This is a genomic window from Aeromicrobium sp. CF4.19 (genome assembly GCF_051262555.1).
GTDB lineage: Bacteria > Actinomycetota > Actinomycetes > Propionibacteriales > Nocardioidaceae > Aeromicrobium.
Genome location: NZ_JBIMEU010000002.1, coordinates 1 through 23724, shown reverse-complemented (window position 1 = coordinate 23724; position 23724 = coordinate 1). Strand labels below are relative to the sequence as shown.

At 69.7% G+C, this 23724-nt stretch carries 25 protein-coding genes; 11 read left to right on the top strand and 14 right to left on the bottom strand.

The features are described 5' to 3' along the window. The first annotated feature begins 21 nt into the window (after window positions 1-21). The 6 genes from ctaE (at window position 22) to ACHAAC_RS04590 (ending at window position 5616) form a co-directional block, all read left to right on the top strand. A complete protein-coding gene (gene ctaE / locus ACHAAC_RS04615; protein WP_435714828.1) occupies window positions 22-660 on the top strand; it encodes an aa3-type cytochrome oxidase subunit III in 639 nt (212 codons plus the stop codon). Window positions 661-737: 77 nt separating this feature from the next. Beyond that, entirely contained in the window at window positions 738-1568 is an 831-nt protein-coding gene (gene qcrC, locus ACHAAC_RS04610; RefSeq protein ID WP_435714826.1) for a cytochrome bc1 complex diheme cytochrome c subunit, read from the top strand. A gap of 76 nt (window positions 1569-1644) precedes the next feature. After that, window positions 1645-2715, top strand: a complete 1071-nt coding sequence (qcrA, locus tag ACHAAC_RS04605) for a cytochrome bc1 complex Rieske iron-sulfur subunit (protein WP_435714824.1) — start codon at window positions 1645-1647, stop codon at window positions 2713-2715. After that, window positions 2712-4412, top strand: a complete 1701-nt coding sequence (gene qcrB, locus ACHAAC_RS04600; protein WP_435714822.1) for a cytochrome bc1 complex cytochrome b subunit — start codon at window positions 2712-2714, stop codon at window positions 4410-4412. Before qcrA ends, qcrB begins: the two co-directional genes overlap by 4 nt. Before the next feature lie 92 nt (window positions 4413-4504). Beyond that, the gene (locus tag ACHAAC_RS04595; protein WP_435714821.1) at window positions 4505-5014 is read left to right on the top strand and encodes a hypothetical protein; all 510 of its coding nucleotides are present in this window, start codon (window positions 4505-4507) and stop codon (window positions 5012-5014) included. Between the two features lie 80 nt (window positions 5015-5094). Further along, on the top strand, window positions 5095-5616 hold the full coding sequence (locus ACHAAC_RS04590; RefSeq protein ID WP_435714819.1) for a GNAT family N-acetyltransferase: 522 nt from the start codon (window positions 5095-5097) through the stop codon (window positions 5614-5616). Window positions 5617-5667: 51 nt separating this feature from the next. Here ACHAAC_RS04590 and ACHAAC_RS04585 read toward each other — a convergent pair whose 3' ends face one another. The 11 genes from ACHAAC_RS04585 to ACHAAC_RS04535 form a co-directional block, all read right to left on the bottom strand. Further along, the gene (locus tag ACHAAC_RS04585; RefSeq protein ID WP_435714818.1) at window positions 5668-6858 is read right to left on the bottom strand and encodes an Ig-like domain-containing protein; all 1191 of its coding nucleotides are present in this window, start codon (window positions 6856-6858) and stop codon (window positions 5668-5670) included. Window positions 6859-6903: 45 nt separating this feature from the next. Beyond that, entirely contained in the window at window positions 6904-7299 is a 396-nt protein-coding gene (locus ACHAAC_RS04580; RefSeq protein ID WP_435714817.1) for a cytochrome c oxidase subunit 4, read from the bottom strand. Beyond that, entirely contained in the window at window positions 7296-9059 is a 1764-nt protein-coding gene (gene ctaD / locus ACHAAC_RS04575; RefSeq protein WP_435714816.1) for an aa3-type cytochrome oxidase subunit I, read from the bottom strand. Before ctaD ends, ACHAAC_RS04580 begins: the two co-directional genes overlap by 4 nt. After that, window positions 9059-9898, bottom strand: a complete 840-nt coding sequence (ctaC, locus tag ACHAAC_RS04570; RefSeq protein WP_435714815.1) for an aa3-type cytochrome oxidase subunit II — start codon at window positions 9896-9898, stop codon at window positions 9059-9061. Before ctaC ends, ctaD begins: the two co-directional genes overlap by 1 nt. A gap of 146 nt (window positions 9899-10044) precedes the next feature. After that, window positions 10045-11028 carry a carbohydrate kinase family protein gene (locus ACHAAC_RS04565; protein WP_435714814.1) on the bottom strand — a complete coding sequence of 328 codons (984 nt, stop codon included), beginning with the start codon at window positions 11026-11028 and terminating at the stop codon, window positions 10045-10047. An 89-nt stretch (window positions 11029-11117) separates the two neighbouring features. Then, complete coding sequence (locus ACHAAC_RS04560; protein WP_435714812.1) at window positions 11118-11486, bottom strand: HesB/IscA family protein; 369 nt, start codon at window positions 11484-11486, stop codon at window positions 11118-11120. A gap of 129 nt (window positions 11487-11615) precedes the next feature. Then, window positions 11616-12719, bottom strand: a complete 1104-nt coding sequence (locus tag ACHAAC_RS04555) for a glycerate kinase (RefSeq protein ID WP_435714810.1) — start codon at window positions 12717-12719, stop codon at window positions 11616-11618. A gap of 27 nt (window positions 12720-12746) precedes the next feature. Next, window positions 12747-14018, bottom strand: a complete 1272-nt coding sequence (locus tag ACHAAC_RS04550; protein WP_435714808.1) for an aminotransferase class I/II-fold pyridoxal phosphate-dependent enzyme — start codon at window positions 14016-14018, stop codon at window positions 12747-12749. Between the two features lie 55 nt (window positions 14019-14073). Continuing rightward, a complete protein-coding gene (gene pspAB / locus ACHAAC_RS04545; protein WP_435714806.1) occupies window positions 14074-14652 on the bottom strand; it encodes a PspA-associated protein PspAB in 579 nt (192 codons plus the stop codon). Beyond that, window positions 14652-15542: a zinc metalloprotease HtpX gene (gene htpX / locus ACHAAC_RS04540; RefSeq protein WP_435714804.1), complete on the bottom strand. Its 891-nt coding sequence runs from the start codon at window positions 15540-15542 to the stop codon at window positions 14652-14654. The genes pspAB and htpX overlap by 1 nt, the downstream gene beginning before the upstream one ends. Continuing rightward, window positions 15517-16212 (bottom strand): PspA/IM30 family protein, encoded by a 696-nt coding sequence (locus tag ACHAAC_RS04535; RefSeq protein WP_435714802.1) that lies wholly within the window; start codon window positions 16210-16212, stop codon window positions 15517-15519. The genes htpX and ACHAAC_RS04535 overlap by 26 nt, the downstream gene beginning before the upstream one ends. 83 nt (window positions 16213-16295) lie before the next feature. Between ACHAAC_RS04535 and ACHAAC_RS04530 the strand changes: the two genes are divergently transcribed. Then, window positions 16296-16853, top strand: a complete 558-nt coding sequence (locus ACHAAC_RS04530; protein WP_435714800.1) for a DUF3043 domain-containing protein — start codon at window positions 16296-16298, stop codon at window positions 16851-16853. Window positions 16854-16892: 39 nt separating this feature from the next. On the opposite strand, the gene ACHAAC_RS04525 is transcribed toward ACHAAC_RS04530, so the two are convergent. Further along, on the bottom strand, window positions 16893-17084 hold the full coding sequence (locus tag ACHAAC_RS04525) for a hypothetical protein (protein WP_435714798.1): 192 nt from the start codon (window positions 17082-17084) through the stop codon (window positions 16893-16895). Between the two features lie 22 nt (window positions 17085-17106). Beyond that, on the bottom strand, window positions 17107-18216 hold the full coding sequence (gcvT, locus tag ACHAAC_RS04520) for a glycine cleavage system aminomethyltransferase GcvT (protein ID WP_435714796.1): 1110 nt from the start codon (window positions 18214-18216) through the stop codon (window positions 17107-17109). A gap of 95 nt (window positions 18217-18311) precedes the next feature. Here gcvT and ACHAAC_RS04515 point away from each other — a divergent pair, with 95 nt between their 5' ends. Genes ACHAAC_RS04515 through ACHAAC_RS04505 form a run of 3 tightly spaced genes read left to right on the top strand, consistent with a single transcriptional unit; the run spans window position 18312 to window position 21552 of the window. Then, on the top strand, window positions 18312-19760 hold the full coding sequence (locus tag ACHAAC_RS04515; RefSeq protein ID WP_435714794.1) for a leucyl aminopeptidase: 1449 nt from the start codon (window positions 18312-18314) through the stop codon (window positions 19758-19760). Beyond that, window positions 19757-21103: a serine hydrolase domain-containing protein gene (locus ACHAAC_RS04510; RefSeq protein ID WP_435714792.1), complete on the top strand. Its 1347-nt coding sequence runs from the start codon at window positions 19757-19759 to the stop codon at window positions 21101-21103. The genes ACHAAC_RS04515 and ACHAAC_RS04510 overlap by 4 nt, the downstream gene beginning before the upstream one ends. Next, window positions 21100-21552, top strand: a complete 453-nt coding sequence (locus tag ACHAAC_RS04505) for an ASCH domain-containing protein (protein WP_435714790.1) — start codon at window positions 21100-21102, stop codon at window positions 21550-21552. Before ACHAAC_RS04510 ends, ACHAAC_RS04505 begins: the two co-directional genes overlap by 4 nt. Window positions 21553-21570: 18 nt before the next feature. Here ACHAAC_RS04505 and ACHAAC_RS04500 read toward each other — a convergent pair whose 3' ends face one another. Further along, window positions 21571-22143 carry a hypothetical protein gene (locus tag ACHAAC_RS04500; RefSeq protein ID WP_435714788.1) on the bottom strand — a complete coding sequence of 191 codons (573 nt, stop codon included), beginning with the start codon at window positions 22141-22143 and terminating at the stop codon, window positions 21571-21573. A 128-nt stretch (window positions 22144-22271) separates the two neighbouring features. On the opposite strand from ACHAAC_RS04500, the gene lpdA reads away from it, so the two are divergent. Beyond that, on the top strand, window positions 22272-23672 hold the full coding sequence (gene lpdA, locus ACHAAC_RS04495; RefSeq protein WP_435714786.1) for a dihydrolipoyl dehydrogenase: 1401 nt from the start codon (window positions 22272-22274) through the stop codon (window positions 23670-23672). Window positions 23673-23724: the final 52 nt, after the last annotated feature.

Below are 23724 nucleotides of genomic sequence, written 5' to 3'. Positions count from 1 at the left end.
CGAATCGTACATAATGGTCGCGTGGCGACTACTTCCGTGATCCCGGCCTCCCGACTGCACGGCACCGAGAACCGGCCCTCGATGGTGACCGTGGGCACTGTCGTGTGGCTCTCCAGCGAGCTGATGTTCTTCGCTGGCCTGTTCGCGGCCTACTTCACGATCCGCAACGTCGTGCCGGAGCTGTGGATGCAGGAGACGGAGCTGCTGAACCTCCCTTTCGCCACGGTCAACACGACGATCCTGGTGCTCTCGTCGTTCACCTGCCAGTTCGGCGTCTTCGCCGCCGAGCGGGGACGCGCCGGACGCACCGGCGGCATCATGGACCTCAAGCGCTGGGGCATGCGTGAGTGGTTCGTCCTCACCTACGTCATGGGCGCGATCTTCATCGGCGGCCAGGCCTTCGAGTACGCCGAGCTGGTCCACGAGGGGCTGACCATCGCCTCCTCGGCCTACGGCTCGGTCTTCTACCTGGCCACCGGCTTCCACGGCATCCACGTGGTGGGGGGGCTGCTCGCCTTCCTCCTGGTCATCGGACGAACCTTCGTGGCGCGCAGATTCACCCACGAACAGGCCATCTCGGCGATCGTCGTGTCGTACTACTGGCACTTCGTCGACATCGTCTGGGTGGCGTTGTTCGCCACCATCTACCTCATCCAGTAGCAAGGCTCACCTAACGCCCGGCGTTCCCTCTCTCACTGGGTACGCTGAGGTCACCTACCCCAGAAATGAGGTTCTCGGTGCGGACACTGTCGACCCGACGCCGGCATCCCTTGGCCGGCCTCGTCGTCCTCCTCCTCGGACTGTTGGCCGCGGGCGCCCTGTACGCCGCCTTCGCCCCCAAGACGGCGGAGGCCGAGACGGCCAGCGCACGCGACGTCGAGGCGGGCCAGGAGCTCTTCCTCGTCGGTTGCGCGAGCTGCCACGGCAAGAACGCTCAGGGCATCGACACCAAGGAGGGCGCCAACTACGGACCCCCTCTGATCGGTGTGGGCGCCGCTGCGGTCGACTTCCAGGTCGGCTCGGGACGCATGCCGATGGCCCAGTCCGGCCCCCAGGCTCCGCGCAAGGCTCCTGAGTACGACGAGGAGGAGATCCGCCAGCTGTCGGCGTACGTCGCCTCCCTGGCTCCCGGCCCGGCCATCCCGGAGGAGCGCTGGCTGCGCTACGAGGACGCCACCGAGGAGGACATCACCGAGGGCGGTGAGTTCTTCCGCACCAACTGCACGGCGTGCCACAACTCCGTCGGCGCCGGTGGCGCGCTGCCCGACGGTCGCTACGCCCCGACGCTCGACGGCGTCAGCGCCAAGCACATCTACGAGGCCATGCAGACCGGCCCCCAGCAGATGCCCGTCTTCAACGACGCGCTGATCACGCCCGAGGACAAGCGCAACGTGATCGCCTACATCCGCGCCGTGCAGGACCAGCCCAGCCACGGCGGCGTGGGCGGCGGTGGCCTCGGCCCGGTCGTCGACGGCGTGTTCGTGTGGATCGTCGGCATCGGCGGTCTGATCGGCTTCGCGATCTGGATCGGCATGCACGGAGCGAGAGTGAAGAAGAAGCAGTCATGAGCGAGCGGCAGCGAGTGAACAAAGGACATCTCATCCGACCACGTTCCTACGGTGGTTTTTCTGAGGACGTGGTCGTATGAGCGATGACCTGGAACCCACCTCGAGCCACGAGACCGAGCCGGTCCGCGATCCGGGCCTGCCCGAGCACCAGTGGCGGCCGACCGACGTCGACCCGGCGCAGGAGCGGCGGACCGAGCGGCAGATCTCGGCGATGTTCCTGGCGGCACCGGTGCTGTTCATCGGCTTCGTCGTCGCCTACTTCACCGTCGACTTCAACCAGACGTTCCTCGGCTTCTCCGCCCTGAACTTCGCCCTCGGCATGACGCTCGGCGGTGGGCTGCTGCTCATCGGCGTCGGCATCATCCAGTGGGCCAAGAAGTTGATGTCGGACCACGAGATGGTCGAGATGCGCCACCCCGCGGGCTCCTCCGACGAGGACCGCGCAGCCGTGATGACCGACATCAATGCCGGTCTGAAGGAGTCGACCATCGCTCGTCGGCCCATGATCCGCAACAGCCTCCTGCTCTCCATGGGTGTGCTGGCCGTCCCCTCGGTGGTGCTGCTGCGCGACCTCGGGCCCCGGCCGTTCGGCCACACCGAGACCGTGTGGGAGACGGGCATGAGGGTCGTCAACGACGTCTCCGGCCTGCCCATGCGTCCCGCCGACATCGAGGTCGGCCAGCTCGTCAACGCCGAGCCCGCCGCGTTCTTCCCCCAGGACGGCGAGGAGGAGGCCCAGGTCCACGGGCACGACCTGCTCGCCGCGAAGGGCAAGGCGGCCGTCATCGTGGTGCGGATGCGCCCGGAGGACATCACGGCGGAGTCCGGCAAGGAGAACTGGGGCATCGACGGGATCCTGTGCTTCTCCAAGATCTGCACCCACGTCGGCTGCCCGATCAGCCTGTGGGAGCAGCAGACGCACCACCTGCTCTGCCCGTGCCACCAGTCGACCTTCGACCTCGCCGACAACGGCAAGGTCATCTTCGGACCGGCCAAGCGGCCGGTCCCCCAGCTCCCCCTGGGGCTGGACGACGAGGGCTACCTCATCGCGATGAGCGACTTCCCCGACATTGTGGCCCCCAGTTATCCTGAGCTTGCTCGGGACCAGAAGAAGCTGGACGAGCAGAACCGGGACGGTGAGTCATGAGCGACACCTACACCGACGTCGAGAAGACTCCCATCGGCAAGAAGGCGGCCGGCCCGGTCGGCTGGCTCGACGACCGCCTCGGCCTGGCAGGCGTGGCCAAGAAGAACCTGCGCAAGGTCTTCCCCGAGCACTGGTCCTTCATGCTCGGCGAGATCGCCCTGTGGAGCTTCGTCGTGCTGCTGCTGAGCGGCGTCTTCCTGACCTTCTGGTTCCAGCCCAGCATGGCCGAGGTCGTCTACGACGGCTCCTACGGACCCATGAAGGGCCTGGAGATGTCGGCCGCCTACGAGTCGACCCTGCACATCTCCTTCGACATCCGCGGCGGCCTGCTGATGCGCCAGATCCACCACTGGGCAGCAGCCCTGTTCGTGGCATCGATGATCGCGCACATGCTTCGCGTCTTCTTCACCGGCGCCTACCGCAAGCCGCGTGAGATCAACTGGCTGATCGGCGTGGGCCTGCTGAGCCTGGGCATGGTCAACGGCTTCACCGGCTACTCGCTGCCCGATGACCTGCTGTCCGGCACCGGGCTGCGCTTCGTCGACGGCATGATCCGCTCGGTCCCGATCGTCGGCTCCTACCTGGAGTTCTTCATCTTCGGCGACGAGTTCCCCGGCGACGTCATCATCCCGCGTCTGTACATGGCGCACATCCTGCTCATCCCGGCCCTGCTGCTCGGCCTGATCGCCGCGCACATGCTGCTGCTCGTCTACCACAAGCACACGCAGTGGCCCGGGCCCGGACGCACCGAGAAGAACGTCGTGGGCTACCCCATGCTACCGGTGTACGCGGCCAAGGCCGGCGGCTTCTTCTTCGTCGTCTTCGGCTTCACCGCGCTGATGAGCGCGCTCATCCAGATCAACCCGGTCTGGGCCTACGGCCCCTACAACCCCTCCGAGGTCACGGCCGGGTCCCAGCCCGACTGGTACATGGGCTTCTCCGAGGGCTTGGTGCGCCTCATGCCGGCCTGGGAGAGCACGTTCCTGGGATACACCTGGAGCTGGAACGTCTTCATCCCCGGCGTGGGTGGCCTCGGGCTGCTGTTCACCTCACTGGCCCTGTGGCCGTTCATCGAGCGCTGGATCACCGGCGACGATCGTGAGCACCACCTGCTCGAGCGCCCGCGCAACGCCCCCACCCGCACGGCACTGGGCGTCGCCGGCATGACGGCCTTCGGCGTCGGCTGGGCGGCCGGCGGCAACGACATCATCGCGACGCAGTTCGGCCTGGACATCTTCACCCTGACGTGGATCTTCCGGTTCGGCTTCTTCCTCTTCCCGGTGATCGCGTTCATCATCACGCGACGCATCTGCATCGGCCTGCAGCACCAGGACACGGCCAAGGTGCTACACGGGTACGAGACCGGCATCATCGAGCGCACGCCCGATGGTGGCTACTCCGAGCGTCACGCTCCGCTGCCCGTGGCCCAGCAGTTCACCCTCACGTCGCACGACCGTCTGCCCCAGCTGGAGGCCCCGGCCGAGACCGATGAGAACGGTGTCGCGGCACCGAACGGCCGCAAGGCCAAGCTGCGGGCCCGCGCCCGCAGGTTCTACTACCACGGTGCGGTGGACAAGCCCACAGCGGAGGACGTCGAGCACGCCGAGGATCACCTCGGCGACCACGACGGCCATCCGGTCGCCCTCGGCGATGACTTCCATGGAGTCTCCGAGACGGGCATCCCCCGCTCGCACTGACGCACGTGAGCAGACGACGTCGAGCCTCTCCCCGTCCTGGGGAGGGGCTCGACGTCGTTCGTGACCCCGGCGGACGGTGGGAGGGAGCATGAGTGAGCGCGAGGACCTCCTGTCGCGCCTCGTGGAGCGCCTGCAGCACCGCCATCCGGCATCTGCGCTCCGACGAGCCCGCGCGCGGCTACTACGAGGACGCCTACGACCTCACGGCCCTGGCCGAGCAGGTGCTCGTCCCTCTCGGCACAGGGCGTCTGACCGTGCGTTCGGCGCTGTGCGACTTCCCCGCCGACGAACCCCGTCACACGACCGAGCGTGTGGGACGGGACGCGGTCGTGGTCTTCGAGTGCACGTTCATCCAGCGCGAGGAGCTCCGCGGCCTGTGGGACCTCGTGCTCCACCTGGAGGTCTCCCCCGACATCGCCCTGGAGCGGGTGGCCCGCAGGGATGCTGCGGCGTCGGGCGGTGAGGCCGCGGCCATCCGTGCCCACGCGAGGCGCTACAGCCCGGCCTGGGGCCTCTACGAGGCCGAGCAGGATCCACGGAGGTCGCGCCGACGTCGTGATCGACCAGGACGACCTGCGGCGTCCCTCCGTCCTTCGTGGTGACGCTCGTCGCTGCGGAGACGAGCAGTTCGTCCACGCCGAGGAGCTGCTCCACCACCGATGTCCACGCGTAGGCTCAGCGAGTGATCATCCTGCCGGAGCCGCCCCGTCTGGCCGAGCCCACGCCGGCCGTGCGCACGTCATACCTGACCGGCGAGCAGGCCGACATGAGGGCACGCGGCTCCGACACCGCCTGGCTCGGGCCGGCGAGCGAGGACTTCGAGCAGTTCGTGGCCGCCCGGAGCGGCACCCAGGAGAGGTGGGGCGTGCCCTGCAGCATCTGGTGGTACGTCTCGGGCCAGCACTACCTGGGCACGTTGGTGCTGCGCCACGAGCTGACCGAGGACGAGGGCGGTGGACACATCGGCTACCACGTGGTCCAGCCGTGGCAGCACCACGGCCACGCCACCCGCATGCTCGGTCTCGGGCTGGCCCGGTCTCGCCAGCTCGGCATCACTGCGGTGCTGCTGACCGTGGCGCCGGACAACGAGTGGTCACACCGCATCGTCAAGCACCACGGCGGGCAGCAGGACGGCATCAACCACGAGGGCGAGGTCCGCTACTGGATCGCCCAGGGAGGTCGACTCCACGACCTGGGCGCGTGACCTCGGTCGGCGCCGACGTCGTGACCGATCGTGACCACCCGCGGCGGTCACTCATCCCTCGGTGGTGCCGTCCTCGTCATCGCCCTGCCCGTCGAGGGCCGAGCCCTGCTTCCAGGTGTCCCAGTCGACGTTCCAGTCCGTCCAGCCGTTCTGGTCCTCCAGGCCCCGGGGGCTGCCGACGAACTCCACGACGTCGCCTCGCTTGGAGTTCTGGTACAACCAAGCGGCGTCGGACGTGGTCATGCCTACGCATCCGGCGCTGACGTTGGAGTTGCCCTGCGAGCCCACGGACCACGGAGCCGCGTGGATGAACTCCCCGGAGTTCGTCACCCGCATGGCCCACTTGACGTCGCTGAGGTTGTAGTAGTCCGCGTCGTCCTCGGAGACGCCCGTGCTGGCAGCGTCCATGTCGACGGCGTCGTACTTCTCCATGATCACCTTGGTGCCGTTGCGCGAGTCCTTGCCGGGCTTGCCCGTGGACACGGGGATGGTGCGCAGGACCTTGCCGTCGGACTTGACGGTCATGGTGTGGCTGCGGGTGTCGACGGTGCTGATAACCTCGGAGCCGACCGTGAACGGGACCGACTGGTCTTCCTGGCCGTAGATGCCGTTGCCCGCGGGCAGGCTGTTGACCTCCAGGTCGACGGTCACGTCCGTGCCGGCCGGCCAGTACTCCTTGGGGCGGAAGTGGGCGACGTTGTCGCTGAACCAGTTCCAGGAGCCCTCGATGTCAGCGTCGGTACGGACGTGCATGTTCTCCTCGTACAGCGCCTTGTCCTGCACCGGGAGGTCGAAGGTGACGATGATCGGCATGCCGACGCCCACGGTCTCGCCCTCCAGCGGCGACACGGCGGGGTAGGTCTGCTGGTCCAGGCCGAGGTCCTGCGTGGTGAACCTCTGCTCCAGCGTGCCCTCGGTGTCGTCGTGGGTCCCCGACGCGGACATGACATAGGTGACGCCCGGCTCCAGCCTCTGGGTGGCCTTCCAGACACCATCCTCGATCTCACCCTCCACCGTGTACTTGCCCTTGCGGGAGGCCACGGTGACGTCGTCGAGCTCGCCGAGCGTGGCAGAGACCTCCACGAGAGTGTCGACGCTGACGTCGGTGGCGTCCGCCTCGATGTTCGAGGCGAGCTCGGCTGGGTCCGGCTCGGGTGCGGCGACGTCACGGACGGCGTCGGCAGAGCACGCTGAGACCACGAGGGCAGCGGCAACGAGCACAAGGGCAGGGCGAAGTCTCACCATCCCATGGTACGCGGTGGAACCGACGTTGCGAACCAGTGTCGGTCAGTGAGCGTGGACACCTCGGTAGTACTCGAAGATCCAGCCGCACAGCGTCACGACGCCGAACGTGGCGCCGATGATGAACAGCCACCAGCCGATGACCACACCGAGCACCATCGTCCCCAGCGTCATCGCGCAGAACAGCGGCCACCAGCTGTAGGGCGGGAAGAAGCCCTGCTCACCCGCGCCCTCGGCGATCTCGCCGTCACTGCGATCCTCAGGACGGTCCGGGATCTGCTTGGCGACCACGTAGAGATAGAAGCCCAGCAAGCCGCACAGCAGGAACGTCATGACCAGTGCCGTGGTCCCGGTCCAGTCGTTGCTCAGCAACCAGTAGACCGGCGTGATCAGGAAGAAGAAGATCCCGCACGCCATCACGGTCCAGTACTCGGCCTTCATGCTCGGTCTCCCTTGTCGCCCTTGTCGGCCGCACGGCCCGTGGCCTCGGCCTTGCCGTCGACGTCCGGTGCGTCAGCGAAGGCGCTCCCCTCGTCCGGGTTGTGCACGAGCTCGAGCTCGGCGATCTCCGGGTGGTGCAGGTCGAAGGCCGGACTCTCGCTGCGCACCCGCGGCAAGGAGTGGAAGTTGTGCCGCGGCGGCGGCGACGACGTGGCCCACTCCAGCGATCGACCCCAGCCCCAAGGATCATCCAGGCCCACCAACGGGCTCTTGCGGGACTTCCACACGTTGTAGAAGAACGGCAGCGTCGAGGCGCCGAGCAGGAAGGCGCCGATCGAGGAGATCTCGTTGAGGGTGGTGAACCCGTCCGTGGGCGAGTAGTCCGCGTACCGGCGCGGCATGCCCTCCACGCCCAACCAGTGCTGCACGAGGAAGGTCATGTGGAAGCCGATGAACAGCAGCCAGAAGTGAATCTTCCCGAGCTTCTCGTCGAGCATCCGTCCGGTGAGCTTGGGCCACCAGAAGTAGAAGCCCGCGAACATCGCGAACACGACGGTCCCGAAGACCACGTAGTGGAAGTGCGCCACCACGAAGTAGCTGTCCGAGAGCTGGAAGTCCAGCGTCGGCGAGGCCAGGATCACGCCCGTCAGACCGCCGAAGAGGAAGGTCACCAGGAAGCCGAGCGAGAAGATCATCGGGGTGTCGAAGGACAGACTTCCCCCCCAGATCGTGCCGATCCAGTTGAAGAACTTCACTCCGGTCGGCACGGCGATCAAGAAGGTCATGAAGCTGAAGAACGCGAGGTCCACCGCCCCGGTGACGAACATGTGGTGCGCCCACACCGCGACGGACAGCGCCGCGATCATCAGCGTCGCGCCCACCAGACCGACGTAGCCGAAGATCGGCTTGCGACTGAAGACCGGCAGGATCTCGGTGATGATGCCGAAGAACGGCAGCGCGATGATGTAGACCTCGGGGTGGCCGAAGAACCAGAACAGGTGCTGCCACAGGATCGGGCCACCGTTGGCGGCGTCGAACACGTGGGCGCCCAGGATCCGGTCTGCAGCCAGCGCCAGCAGGGCGGCCGCGAAGATCGGGAACGCGATGATCACCAGAAGGCTGGTGACCAGCGTGTTCCAGACGAAGATCGGCATCCGGAACATCGTCATGCCCGGGACTCGCATGCAGAAGATCGTGGTGATGAAGTTGACCGCGCCCAGGATCGTACCGAGCCCGGCCAGCCACAGACCCATGACCCACAGGTCACCGCCGACGCCCGGGGAGTTCACGGCGTCCGACAACGGCGCGTAGGCGAACCAGCCGAAGCTCGCCGCGCCACCGGGCACGAACAGTCCGGCCACGACGATGATGCCGCCGAACAGGTACAGCCAGTAGCTGAACATGTTCAGTCGTGGGAACGCGACGTCCGGCGCGCCGATCTGCAGGGGCATGATCGCGTTGCCGAAGCCGAAGAACAACGGGGTCGCGAACAGCAGCAGCATGATGGTGCCGTGCATGGTGAAGGCCTGGTTGTAGGCCTCGTCGCTCAGGACCGGTGAGCCGGGCTGGGCCAGGTTCGCCCGGATCGCGAGCGCGAGCACTCCGCCGATCAGGAAGAAGATGAACGACGTGACGAGGTACATGTTGCCGATCAGCTTGTGATCGGTGGTCGTCATCAGCACGACGATCTTCTGACCGAGCGTCGTCTCACGCACGGGAGTCTCGGCGCGGCTCTCCTCGAATGCGGCAGTGGTCGCCATCAGTCCTCTTCTCCGCCCTCGCCCAGTCCGGCGACGGTGTCGGCCTCGACGGCACCGGCGGGCTTGCCCGTCTGGCCGTTCTCGGCGAGCTCCTGCAGGTGTGCCTCGTACTCCTCGGGGGAGACGACGTTGACCTTGAAGATCATGCGCGTGTGGTAAAGCCCGCACAGCTCGGCGCAGCGCCCGGTGAAGGTGCCCTCGCGCGTCGGGGTCATGTCGAACTGGTTCTGCTGCGGTCCGGCGCCCGGCACGACGTCCATCTTGAAGTAGAACTCCGGGATCCAGAAGGAGTGGATCACGTCCGGGCTCGTCAGCTCGAAGCGCACCGACTCGCCGACCGGCAGCCACAGCTCCGGGAGGTTCTCGGTGTCACCGACGTCGTAGACGTTCTCGCCGGTGGCCTCGGGCTCGAGGTAGTTGAAGGTCCACTGCCACTTGGAGCCCACGACCTCGATGGTGTGATCGGGGTTCTCCACGTCGGCCAGGACCTCGTTCTGGCTCGTGACCGTGTGGAAGAAGAAGACACCGACGATGATGAGCGGCGCGAGGGTGTACAGCGCCTCGATCGGCAGGTTGTAGCGCACCTGGGTGGGGATCTCGTCGTCGCTGCGTCGGCGGTACCGCACCGAGGCGTAGATGATGAGCCCGAAGACGAGCAGGAAGATCGCCAGGACCGCGATCCACGTGCCGAGCCACAGGTCCCAGATGGGCTGGGAGCGGTCGCTGGCCGCCTTGGGCAGCGCCAGGCGCTTGAGGTCGTTGTCGCCGATCGGCGAGCACCCGCTCAGCACCACCACTGCTGCTGCGGCGGTGAGAACCGCCAGCTTCTTCCGACCCACGAGGCGCCTTTCTGGTCTGGGCGATCCGGTGCCAGGACAGCCGTCCGATGACCCGGACAGCGTATCGTGACGAATCCGCCGGATCGAAGGTAAGGCCACCCTTGGTCGGGGCGACGTGTCGTGCCCGTTGCGGGTGGTCCCGGGGGTCACGACAGTGCCAGTGCGGCGCCGACCTCATCGGCCGCGGCCTGTCCGTACGCACCGCCGAGGCGGGCGAGGAAGGACTCCCGGGCCAACGTGTACTCCTGGGTCCCGGTGGTCTCCACGACGCTCGCCGCGATCGTGCAGCCGACCTGCGCTGAACGCTCGTGGTCCAGCCCGGCGCCCACGCCGGCGAGGAAGCCGGCCCGGAAGCTGTCGCCCACCCCGGTGGGATCGACGGCCTCGACGTCGGGGATGGCCGGGACCTCGAGCACGGACCCGTCGGACGCGAAGATCGAGACGCCGTCCTTCCCGCGGGTGACGATGCGGGTCCCGACGCGTGACTGCACGTCCTGCGCGCTCCACCCGGTCTTCTTCTCGATGAGCGCGGCCTCGTAGTCGTTGCTGAACAGGAACGTCGCACCGTCGACGAGGTCGGCGATCAGCTCACCGTCGGCCCAGGCGAGCTGCTGCGAGGGGTCCGCGGCGAACGGGATGCCGGCGTCGCGCGCCGTGCGCGTGTGACGCTGCATCCCGGCCGGGTCGTCAGGGCCGATCAGCAGCACGTCGATCGGCCGCTCGGCATGGATCGCGGCGACGTCGATGTGCCGCGCCTCGGACATGGCCCCCGGGTAGAAGGTCACGATCTGGGCGTGGGCGTCGTCGGTCGTGATGGTGCACAGCGCGGTGTGCAACGTCGCCGAGACGTGCACCAGGGAGCAGTCGACCCCGGCCTTCTCCAGCCAGGCCTGGTAGCCCTGCTCGGCGAAGTCGGTGCCCACCGCGGCCACGAGCGTCGAGCGGTGCCCGAGCGAACCGAGGGCGAACGCGATGTTCGCGGCGCACCCGCCGCGCCGGATGTCCAGGTCCTCGACGAGGAAGGAGACGGCGAGCTTGTCGAGCTGGTCGGGGACCAGGGAGTCGGAGAACTGGCCGGAGAAGAGCTGGAGGTGGTCCGTCGCGACGGAGCCGGCGATAGCGAGATGCACTCCAGCACGATAGACGACGGCCCCCCGCGGTGCGGGGGGCCGTCGTGATCAGCCGGACTGCCGAGCTGGATGAGCCCGGCAAGAAAGGCTCAGTGGAAGGAGTCGCCGCAGGCGCACGAGCCCGTGGCCATGGGGTTGTCGATCGTGAAGCCCTGCTTCTCGATGGTGTCGACGAAGTCGATCGAGGCGCCGTGCAGGTACGGCAGGCTCATCCGGTCCACGACGACGTTGACGCCGTTGAAGTCACGGATCTCATCGCCATCGAGCGTGCGCTCGTCGAAGAAGAGCTGGTAGCGCAGGCCGGAGCAACCTCCGGGCTGGACCGCGATGCGCAGGGCGAGGTCGTCACGACCCTCCTGCGCGAGCAGGTTCTTGACCTTCTCGGCCGCACCGTCGCTCAGCTGGATGCCGTCGGCCGGCTTCTCGGTCTGGGTCTCGGTGCTGCTGTCGAGGCTCATGTCATCTCCGTCGCGTTCGGTGGCTCGTCCACGGGCGTCAACCTGCCCGCAATCGATTCTGTTCCCATCCTACGCTCCGTGCCACACCGTCCGGATCCCGGCGCGGGGGCGCAGACCCGGGGGCGCCACTCAGCGCGACCAGGTACGGGCGACGCGGGCGGCCAGCTCGGCCAGGCTCGCTCCCGGCTCGGAGAGGGCCCGCTCCCGCCCGGTGAGATCGACGACCGAGTACGCGGACTCCACGCCCATCGCTCGCATCTCCCGAGAGCCGACGGTCACCTCGCCGGCCAGGACGATGCAGGGCCGGGCCGAGCCCGCTGCCCGGGCAGCAACCCCGTGCACCACCTTGCCGTTGCGGGACGTGTGGTCGTACAGGCCCTCCCCCGACACGACGAGGTCGTGCCCGGCGCACGCGTCGCTCAGTCCGACCACGTCGGCCACGACGTCCACACCGGGCCGGACCTCGGCCCCGAGCAGGAGCAGGCCGAACCCCAGGCCGCCACCGGCCCCCGCTCCCGGCCCGTCCGCGATCCTGCGCTCCGCAGGGGTCGGGCCGCACGCCGCCACGACGAAGGCGTCGAGCAGCCCGTCGACCTCGATGATGTCCCGTTCGTCCAGCCCACGCTGGGGGCCGAAGGTCTTGGTCGCGCCGAACATCCCCAGCAGTGGGACGTCGACGTCGGTCGCGGCGACGAGCTGGACGCCCTCGAGCCGCTCGCGGGCCGGGCCGAGGTCGACGCGGCCGACGCCACGCAGTCCCCGCGGACCGGCATCGAGGGGGACGTCGGACGTGGCGCCCAGCGCAGCGAGCAGACCTGCGCCGGCATCGTTGGTGGCGCCTCCTCCGAGCCCGACGACGACCGTCCGCGCGCCCGCATCGACGGCGGCGGCGATCGCCGCGCCCACGCCGGCCGAGCCGGCCGCCCACGGCCGAGGCTCGGACAGCAGGTGCAGCCCGCAGGCCTGCGCCGACTCGACGTAGGCCAGATCGCCGACCCGCAGGACGGTCGCCGGGGTGGGCTCGCCGAGCGGACCCGCCACCGTGAGGACCTCCAGCTCTCCACCGAGGACGGCGTGGACCGTGTCGACGAAGCCGGGTCCGCCGTCAGCCATGGGCAGCTGGGTCACCTCGTCACCGGGCGCCTGCCGGGCCCACCCCTGCGCGATCGCCGCGGCCGCCTGCGCCGCGGTCAGCGTGCCGCCGAACCCGTCGGGAGCGACCAGCACCCTCACGGGCCGGCCTCCGCGAGACCGGTCACGTCAGGACGCGAGGTGCTGCTCGGAGGCGGCCAGCAGCACGCACGTGGCCAGACCGTCCATGGCGGCCCGGAGGTCGTCCATGGAGGGGAACGATGGAGCGATGCGGATGTTGCGGTCACGCGGGTCCTCGCCGCGGGGGAAGGAGGCCCCGGCCGGCGTCAGCGCGATGCCGGCGCCCTTGGCGAGCCGCACGACGTGCGACGCGGTCCCGTCCGGCACGTCCAGGCTCACGAAGTAACCGCCCCTGGGCTCGGTCCAGGTGGCGACGTCGTGGCCACCGAGCCGGTCGCGCAGGATCTCCAGGACGGCCTCGAACTTGGGCGCCAGGATCTCGCGGTGCCGGTCCATGTGTGCGTGCACGGCCTCGACGTCGGGCAGGAACCGGGCGTGCCTCAGGTGGTTGACCTTGTCCGGTCCGATCGTGCGCTTGCCGAGCAGCCGCGTGTACCAGGCGATGTTGTCGGCCGAGGCCCCCAGGAAGCTCACTCCGGACCCGGCGAAGGTGATCTTGGAGGTCGACGCCAGCACGAAGGGCCGGTCCGGGTGGCCGGCCTCCTCGCACAGGCCGAGGATGTCGGCGGTGCGAGTGCGCTGCTCGGTGAGGTGGTGCACGGCGTAGGCGTTGTCCCACAGGATCCGGAAGTCGGGCGCGGCCGTCTCCATCGTCGCCAGCTCCTGGGCGACGGCCTCGCTCACCACGGCCCCGGTGGGGTTGGCGTACGTCGGCACGATCCACATGCCCTTGACGGCAGGGTCCTGGACGAGCTCGCGGACCGCGTCCATGTCCGGCCCGTCCTCGAACATGTCGACGGTCTCCATCCGGATGCCGTACTGCTCGCAGATGGCGAAGTGACGGTCGTAGCCCGGGGCGGGGCAGATGAAGACGACCTCGTCCTCGGCCGACCATGGTCGCGGCGAGGAGACGGTGCCCTTGAGCAGGCTGAAGGCCACGAGGTCGTGCATGATCGCCAGGCTCGCGTTGTCGCCCGCGACCACCTGGTCGACGGGGACCTGCATGATCTCGGCGAACGTCGCACGCAGGTCGGCGTTGCCGGCGATGCCGCCGTAGTTGCGGGTGTCGGTGCCGGCACCGTCGCGGAAGTCCGGGCCCGGCTCCGTCAACAGGTCGCCGGAGAGGTCGAGCTGCTCGGGTGACGGCTTGCCGCGCGTGAGGTCCAGCGTGAGGCCGGCTGCCTGCAGCCTGGCGTACGCCTCCTCCTGGGCGGAGTGCAGGGACTGGATCTCGTCGGTGGAGAGGCTCTCGAACGTCACACCCTCAACCTATCCCCCGTCGGCGTCACGTCCACCGGGTGCGGGGCCCCGGCGGTCAGCGGGCAGAATCCAGGCCGGGCGCGCCCCACAGGGCGAGCCACCGCTCCAGCGCGGGCTCGATCGGCACGTCGCCCTGCGCGAGGCCGCGCAGCTGCAGCTCAGCAGCGTTGTCACGTCGCTGTCCGGGCAGGGGGACGAAGGGGTAGAAGGTGCCCTGCTTGAACAGGTACACGAGCGCGGCCGGCCCACCGGACGGGGTCGAGAAGAGCACGGTCGAGCACAGCAGGCTCGGTCCGTACCCGGCGTCCACGAGCGAGGAGTTGGCCGCGTGCAGGTCCGTCACCAGCCCGCTGACGTCGGCCCCGGGCCGGGTCACGGACAGCCAGCGGTAGCCGTGCGCGTCCGTGGCGAGCTCCACGCCGGCGGAGACGTCGGTGGAGATGACCTCCCGCACGCCCGCCACGACGGCGTCGTCGTGGTTGCCGTCGACGTCGCGGAAGCACACCGCTCCCTGACCGGTGGCGGGAAAACCGCCGGCCTCGAGGGTGATGGCTGCCTGGGGCAGACCGAAGAGCACGTCCAGGTCGGCCTGGGGCGGCTTGGTCCGGCCCAGGATGGCGTCGAACCAGCCCATCAGATCGGGTCCGAGAGCTCGGCGCCCACCGTGGCGAGGTTCTGCAGCCGCTTCTCCAGCGGCGGATGGGTGGACATCAGCGCCATGACCGAGCCCTTGCTGATCGCGGGGGCGAAGAAGAAGGCGTTCATCGACTCCTTGGCGCGCAGGTCCTCGCTGGGGATGCGGCTCATCTCCCCGGAGATCTTGGTCAGGGCGGAGGCCAGCTGCGAGGGCCGCCCGGTCAGGTAGGCACCGCTCCGGTCGGCACTCAGCTCCCGGTACCGCGAGAGAGCCCGCGTCATGAGGAAGCTCAGGAAGTACACGACCACGCTGACCAGGAGCACCACCAGGAACGGGACGGCGTTCTTGTTCCGCCCGCCGCCACCGAAGTAGAAGCCCCAGCGCGTGATGAAGCCCGCGAGCAGACCGAGCGAGGACGCCACGGTCATGACCGAGACGTCCCGGTTGGCGACGTGCGCCAGCTCGTGGGCCAGCACGCCCTCCAGCTCCTCGGCCGTGAGTCGCTGCATGATGCCGGTGGTGACGCACACCGCCGAGTGGCTGGGGGTACGGCCGGTGGCGAAGGCGTTGGGCATGTCGGTCTGCGCGATCGCCACCCGGGGCTTGGGCATGTCGGCCAGGACGCAGAGCCGGTCGATCATGGCGTGCAGCTCGGGCGCCTGGTGGGGCTCCACGACCTTGGCGCCCATCGACTTCAGCGCGAGCTTGTCGGAGAAGTACCACTGCCCCCAGGACAGCCCCAGCACGATCACGAGGCCGACGATGGCACTGCCGGAGGCGTAGATCAGGACGGCGCCGAAGCCGACGTAGAGCGCGCCGAGCCCCAGGCCGACGCCTCCCATGCGCAGGCTCAGCCCGCGGTCACTGCGAAATCTGGTCTTGGCCATCGCGCTTCTCGCCCTCCTCGGTGTCGTCGCCGAGCGCGGCGTCGAAGCGTCGTCGCTCCAGCTCGTCGGGATCGTCCCCCGGGCCGGCGATGACGCCCTCGCGCACCATCTCATCGACGGCGTCGGCCTGGGCCTCCAGCTCGCGCGTGTGCCGCTCGGTCTCCGCCATCTGCTGGTTGACCTCGCTCAAGGAGGAGGTGATCCCTCCGCCGACGCTGTTGACCTCTGACCGTGCCGTCGCCGCGGAGTGCCGAGCGGTCAGGGTGTCCTTGCGCATCCGGAAGTCCTCGATCTTGTCCTCCAGGGCGGCTGCCGCGTCGGACAGCGACGTCTCCTCCTGCTGCAGGCCGGCGTGTCGCTCGCGCAGGTCCTCGATGCCCTTCTCGAGCGTCATCCTGCGGCCCAGCACCGTGCGGGCCGCGGTGTCGTCGTCACGGGCCACGGCGTCAGCGGCCTGCTGGTCGAGCGCCTGGGACTGGGACTCCATCTGGCGCAGCCGCACCTCGACGCGCTTGCGGCTCGTGGTGACGTCGGCGACTCCGCGACGGACCTGCTGCAGCTGGGCGAGCTGGCGCCGGTACGTGGCGTCGAGGTCCCCGCTGATGTCGTCCATCTGCTTGGCGCCCTGGCGCGCGCGAAAGACCGCGCTGATCCGGTCGACGATGCCCATGGCCACAGGTTATCGGGGCGGCCCCACGACCGCTCCCGCCGACGCCCACGGGCGGCGGGCTGGGGTCCTTGTAGGGTGACGGCGTGAGCGAGGAGAGCATGTCCGGCAAGGGGCGACCCACCCCCAGCCGCAAGCAGGCCGAGCAGGCGCGCAAGAAGGCGATGAAGAAGCCGCGGTCGCGCAAGGAGCAGGTCGTGCGTGAGCGCGAGGCGCGCGCCAAGGCCCGTCGCAGGCAGCAGGAGGCGCTGCGCACCGGCGACGACGCCTACCTCCCGCCCCGCGACCGAGGCCCGGTGCGGGCGTTCGTCCGCGACGTCGTCGATCGCCGGATCAACGTGGCCGAGTACCTGCTGCCGATCCTGCTGGTCGTCGTGGTGGTCAACGTCGTGAACACCTCCGTGGTGCGCGTCCCTGAGGTCGACGCGTTCATCCTGCTGGTGTGGCTCTCGCTCATCATCGTGACGATCTTCGACGAGATCCGCATGGTCCGGCTCGTCAAGCGCGCGGTCCGGGACCGCTTCGGCGAGGAGAAGCGCCGGGGCATCACCACCTATGCGGTGCTGCGCAGCACCCAGCTGCGCCGCTTCCGGCTGCCCAAGCCGCAGATCGCTCGCGGCGGGGCGCTCAAGACGCACTACTGAACCGGCTCACGTGCCGGTGCTCCGGCTCGTCAGCGCGACTCAGGGATGCAGGGACATCGGACCGTAGACCTCGGTCCCGTCCTGCAGCAGTCTGACCTGGTCGACACCGTCCTCGACGAGGTCGCCGAAGGACTCACCGACCCAGGACTCCGCGTCGGACCGGCTGTCGAACGACTCCGAGCGACCCACCTCGGTCCCAGTGCCGTCCTCGTAGACCCAGCTCCAACCCATGACGATCTCCTTCCCTCCGCCCTCAGGCGGTGGTGTTCTCCACGAAGGGTGGCTTGACGACGGTGAACGGCTCGGCACGACGGCGTACCTCCACGACGACCTCGTCGTCGAAGGTGACCGAGCGGTCGAGCAGCGCCAGGCCGATGCCTTGGCGCAGGGTCGGTGAGAACGTCCCGGACGTCACCTCACCGACGACGTCCGCGGGCTGCCCGTCCGCACCGACCAGGCGCACGCTCATGCCCGGCCGAGGGATGCCTCGACCCTGCGACAGGAGGCCACGCAGCAGCCGACCCTGCTTGGCCTGCCGCTGACCGGTCAAGGCGTCCTTGCCCCAGAACGTCGGCTTGTCCCACCCGACGGCCCACGCTGCGCGGGCCATCACGGGGCTGATCTCCTCGGAGAGCTCGTGACCGTGCAGCGGGTAGCCCATCTCGGTGCGCAGCGTGTCACGCGCGCCCAAGCCGCACGGGCGGATGCCCGACGGCTCGCCCGCCGCCAGCACGGCGTTCCACACGGTCACCGCGTCCTCGGAGCGCACCACGAGCTCATAGCCCCGCTCTCCGGTGTAGCCGGTGCGGCACACGATGGCGTCGGCCCCGGCCACCGTCCCCTCGACGAACGACATGTACGCGTGGTCCACCACGACGCCCAGCGCCTGCAGCACCTCGTCGCTCGCAGGGCCCTGCACCGCCAGCACGGCGTACTCGCGGTGCCGGTCGGTCACGTCGATCCCGTCCGGCGCCGCCGTGCGCAGCCGTTCGACGACCGCTGCGGTGTTGGCGGCGTTGGGCACGAGGAGGACGTCGAAGTCGCTGCGCAGGTAGACGATGAGGTCGTCGACCGTGCCACCGTCCTCGTCACAGCAGAGGGTGTACTGCGCCTGCCCGGGTGCGATGCGCCCGAGGTCGTTGGTCAGGCAGCTGTTGACGAAGTCCGCCGCACCGGTCCCCTTGACCGTGGCCTTGCCGAGGTGACTGACGTCGAAGAGGCCGACAGCGTCTCGCACGGCTGCATGCTCGGCGAGCACGCCACCACCGGCGTACTCCAGCGGCATCGACCAGCCCCCGAACTCGGCCAGCTTCGCCCCGAGGTCGACGTGACGGTCATGCAGCGGAGAGTGCAGCAGGTCCATGCGGATCAACCTAATGCCTCGGGTACGGACGGGTCGCTCGGGCGGCCCGGAGCGGGCCCGACGAGGACGTCGTGGCACGTCGTTAGGGTGGCGGCATGCCTGTCGTCACCGCCAGCACCTCCAAGCCCACCACCGTCCGGGCCGACGCCCTCGTCCTGGGAGTTCGCACCGATGAGGACGCCGTCGAGGTCGCCGACGCGCTCGCCGCCGTCGGCTTCACCGGCAAGGAGGGCCAGGTCGCCACCTTCCCGGCCGGCGGACTCGGCAAGGTCCGGACGGTCGTGGCCGTCGGGCTGCCGGTCGAGCCCAGCGCCGAGAAGCTGCGCCGCGCTGCTGCCGTCGGCCTGCGTGCCGCAGAGAAGGCCGGGGCGCGCACCGTCGCCGTCGCCCTGCACCCTGCCGGCGTCGACGAGGTCGCCGCCGTCGCGGAGGGCGTCGGACTCGGCGCCTACCGGTTCGAGACGTACAAGTCCCCCGATCCCGACGACACCTCCACCCGCGTGGAGTCGGTGCAGGTCCTCACCCCGTTCGCCCGCCAGAGCACCACCACGGCCGCGGTCGAGCGGGCGGTCGTCGTGGCCCGTGCCGTGAACGCCGCGCGTGACTGGGTGAACACGGCCCCGGGCGACTTGCGCCCACCCGGCTTCGCCGACGCCATCGCCGCGCTCGGCACCAAGGGCGTCGACGTCAGCGTCTGGGACGAGAAGCGCCTCGCCAAGGAGGGCTGCGGCGGCCTGATCGGTGTGGGAGCCGGTTCCGACGTCCCCCCGCGGCTGGTTCGCATGACGTACACGCCGTCCGAGCCCGTCACCCACCTCGCACTGGTGGGCAAGGGCATCACCTTCGACTCCGGCGGACTCTCCATCAAGAGCGGCGCCGGCATGCAGACCATGAAGATGGACATGGCCGGAGCCGCCGCCGTCGTCGCCGCCTTCACGGCGATCGCCGAGCTGGAGCTGCCGATCGCGGTCACGGCGTGGGCCTGCCTGGCCGAGAACATGCCCAGCGGATCGGCCACGCGCCCCGGTGACGTCCTCACTCTGCGTGGCGGCAAGACGGTCGAGGTGCACAACACCGATGCGGAGGGCCGACTCGTCCTGGGTGACGGCCTGGCCCTGGCCGCCGAGTCCGATGCCGACCACGTCGTCGACGTCGCCACGCTCACGGGGGCGTGCCTCGTCGCGCTCGGTGAGCGGACGGCAGGCGTCCTCGGCAACGACGACGCCTTCCGTGACCAGGTCCTCGCCTCGGCCGAGCGCGCCGGGGAGGCCGCCTGGCCGCTGCCCATCCCCGAGGAGATCGGGACCTCCGTGACCTCCACGACCATCGCGGACCTGCGTCAGCACAACCCCAAGCCGTACGGCGGGACGCTCTACGCCGCGGCCTTCCTGCGCGAGTTCGTCGGCGAGAAGTCCTGGGCCCACCTGGACATCGCCGGACCGGCCTGGAACGACGGCGCGGTGCGCGACTACACCACGCCCGGTGGTACCGGCGCGGCCGTTCGCACCCTCGTCCGGCTCGCCGAGGACCTCAGCGCCTCGTGACCCTGGGAGCGGCCGCCTCCGCTGCGTTGCAGCAGCGTCTGGCCACCGAGCAGCGCGACAAGCGGCTGCCCTCGCTCACCGCAGCCGCGGTCCGGGCCGGTCAGCGGGTGTGGTCCCACGGCGTCGGTCACGTGGACGGCCGCGAGGGCTCGCCCCTGGCCACGACCGACACGCAGTACCGCATCGGCTCGCTCACCAAGACCCTCGTGGCCGTCCAGGTGATGCGGTTGCGCGACGAGGGCCGGCTCGACCTGGGCGACCAGATCTCTCGGCACCTGCCGGACCTCGACCTGCCCGTGACCATCGCGCAGCTGCTGACGCACACGTCCGGCCTGCAGGCCGAGACGGCCGGCCCCTGGTGGGAGCGCACGCCCGGGGACGACTGGTCCGCGCTCGTGGCGAGCGAGCCACGACTCCTCTTCACGCCCGGGACACGGCACCACTACTCCAACGTGGGCTTCGGGATCCTCGGCGAGCTCGTCGCGCGAGTCCGCGGGAGGTCCTGGCCACAGGTGCTGCAGGAGGAGATCCTCGCCCCGCTCGGCATGCACAGGACGACCTTTCGGCCCGAGCCCCCCAGCGCCCCGGGACTGGCCGTCCACCCCTTCGCCGACCTCCTGCACGCCGAGCCCGAGCACGATGCTGGGGCGATGGCGCCGGCCGGCCAGCTGTGGTCGTCCGCCGACGACCTCGCCACGTGGGCGGCCTTCGGCGCGGGGCACACCGGGGGTGTCCTGGCGCCGGAGAGCCTCGTCGAGGCCCAACGACCGGTCGCCCTGTGGGACGCGCCCACCCACACGTCGGTGATGGCCCACGCGCTCGGGTGGCAGGTGCTGGCGGTGGGCGGACGCCGGCTGGTGGGACACGGCGGTTCCATGCCGGGGTTCCTCGCGCAGCTCTGGATCGACGCGGACTCCGGGGACGGCGTGGTCGTCCTGGCCAACGCGACCTCCGGTCTGGGGCCGGTCGGCGTGGACCTGCTCTCCCTGCTGCGCGAGCACGACCCCCTGCCGGTCACGGCCTGGACGGCCTGTGCGGACCAGACCGACGAGCTCGACCTCGTCGGCGACTGGTTCTGGGGCACCGCCCGCTTCACCCTCACGCTGCGCGACGACGTCCTGCGCCTGGGTGAGCCCGGCGCCGGGCGAGGGGCACGGTTCGCTCGCGAGGGCGACCACTGGCGTGGACTGGAGGGCTACTACGCCGGCGAGGTCCTGGCCGTGCGCCGTGACGCCGCCAGCGCGCCCCTGCAGCTCGAGCTGGCGTCGTTCACGTTCACCCGCACCCCCTACGACCCCGCGGCCGACGTCCCCGGCGGCCTCGACGAGCGGAGCTGGTCGTGACCGACCTGTGGGCGGACTACGTCGATGCCTCTCCCGAGCAGGCAGAGGCCCTCCCCGCTCGCGGTCCGTTCGGCGACTCCCCAGCGCTCGCCGACGAGCTGTTGGCACTCGTGCTCGCCGGCGGCAAGCGTGCGACCTCCGGCCCGCCGGACCCCGATGAGCCCGTGACCGTCGGCGGCCACTGGGTCGTGAGCGACGGCAGCGATCGCGAGCGAGTCATCCTGCGCACCACCGAGGTGCGCGCCGGCCGCCTGGACTCCGTCGACGATCGGTTCGCCGCGGACGAGGGGGAGGGCGACCTGAGCCGGGGGTACTGGCTTCAGGAGCATCGCACCTTCGTCCGACGCGTCCTGGGACTGTCAGCGACGACCGACGTCGACGACGTCGAGATGATCTTCGAGCGCTTTCGCGTGGTGTGGCCGCCCGAGCACGCCGACGCGCTCGACTGAGTCAGCAGGGCCTGGCGGTCAGGACTCGGTGAGCCCCAGGGTGTCGGCCGCCTGCTCGACCTCGTCCCACTCCGTGCGGTCACCACCGCGGCGATCGGGATGGGAACGCACCCGGGCCTGCTTCCACCACTGTCGGAGCACGTCGTCCCCCGGACGCCCACTCACGCCGTCGGCGCCGGCCGAGACCTGCAGGGACGCGATCGCGTCCCGCTCGCTCGGAGACAGCGGTCGCTCGGCCGGCGGACGCGCGGGAGCGGACCGACCGGCCGAGGCCGCCCGACCGCTCTGCGCAGCCTTCTGGCGCACGGCGTAGTCACGCATCCGCTGCGGGAAGCCGACGCGGTTCGTGTCGTAGACGGGAATGCCGGCCTTCCGCGCGAAGTCGCCGGCCGCCTTGGCCGACGCCACGCGTCGACGGATCGACTCGCCGTCGGCCGCGACGAGCACGACGGTCGTCTCGGTGAAGTTCGTCGGAGGTTCGACGTAGGCCTCGACGCCCTGCCGTGTGGTGACCCACTCGCGCAGCGCAGCGAGGTCGTCGCGCGTCGCACGACGGTCCGATGTTCCGCGTCTGCGGCCGAACAGAGCCATGCCCCCAGTCTGCCCGACGGGCGGTCGCAGGACGTGCGTGAGGCTACTCGCGAGTCGCTTTCACCCGAGTGGTGCGGGCTCGTGCAGAGGTGACAAGATGACAAGAGATCACCCACGAGGAGGCGACAGTGGCGGCCAGCCCTGCGGACAGCAACAACTTCGACATCGTCATCTTGGGCGGGGGCAGCGGCGGCTACGCCTGTGCGCTGCGCGCGGTGCAGCTCGGCCTCTCGGTCGCGCTCGTGGAGAAGGGCAAGCTCGGGGGCACGTGCCTGCACAACGGCTGCATCCCCACCAAGGCCCTGCTGCACGCGGCCGAGGTCGCCGACAACACCCGTGAGTCCGAGACGTTCGGCGTCAAGGCGTCCTTCGAGGGCATCGACATGCCGGCCGTCAACGCCTACAAGGACGGCGTCGTGGACCGGCTCTACAAGGGTCTGCAGGGGCTGATCAAGTCCGGCGGGATCACCGTCGTCGAGGGTGAGGGCAAGGTCGTGGAGACCGCCTCCGACGGCGGCGGCAGCGTCGAGGTCGACGGCACCCGCTACACCGGCAAGAACCTCGTGCTCGCCACCGGCTCCTTCCCCCGGACGCTGCCGGGCCTGGAGATCGGCGGACGCGTCATCACCAGCGACGAGGCCCTCACCATGAGCGAGGTCCCCGAGAGCGTCGTCATCATCGGCGGCAGCGTGATCGGCGTCGAGTTCGCCTCCGTCTGGCGTTCCTTCGGTGCCGAGGTCACGATCGTCGAGGCCCTGCCGAACCTCGTCCCGCTGGAGGACCCCGCGCTGTCCAAGCTGTTGGAGCGCGCGTTCCGCAAGCGCAAGATCGCCTTCAAGACCGGGACCAAGTTCACCGGCGTCGAGCAGACCGAGTCCGGGGTGAAGGTCTCGCTGGAGAACGGGGACACCATCGACACGGACCTCGTCCTGGTGGCCGTGGGCCGCGGGCCGCGCTCGGAGGGCCTGGGCTTCGAGGAGGCCGGTGTGACGGTCGACCGCGGCTGGGTGCCCACCGACGAGCGTCTGCGCACCAACGCCGAGGGTGTCTACGCCGTCGGCGACCTCGTGCCCGGCCTGCAGCTGGCCCACCGCGGCTTCGCGCACGGCATCTTCGTGGCCGAGGAGATCGCCGGGCTCTCCCCCATGCCCGTCGTCGACTCCGGCATCCCCCGCGTCACCTACTGCGAGCCCGAGATCGCCTCCGTCGGCCTCACCGAGCCGCAGGCCAAGGAGAAGTACGACGAGGTCGAGACCTTGGAGTACAACCTCGGCGGCAACGGCAAGAGCCAGATCCTGGCCACGGCCGGCGTCGTGAAGCTCGTCCGCGAGAAGGACGGCCCGATCGTCGGCGTCCACATGCTCGGCTCCCGGTTCGGCGAGCAGGTCGGAGAGGCCTCGCTCATGGTCAACTGGGAGGCCTACCCCGAGGACGTCGCGCAGTTCATCCACGCCCACCCGACGCAGAACGAGTCGCTCGGCGAGGCAGCCCTCGCCCTCGCCGGCAAGCCGCTGCACTCCCACGCCTGAGACGAGAGAACGAGAGATCATGGCAACCGAAGTCACCCTTCCCGAGCTCGGA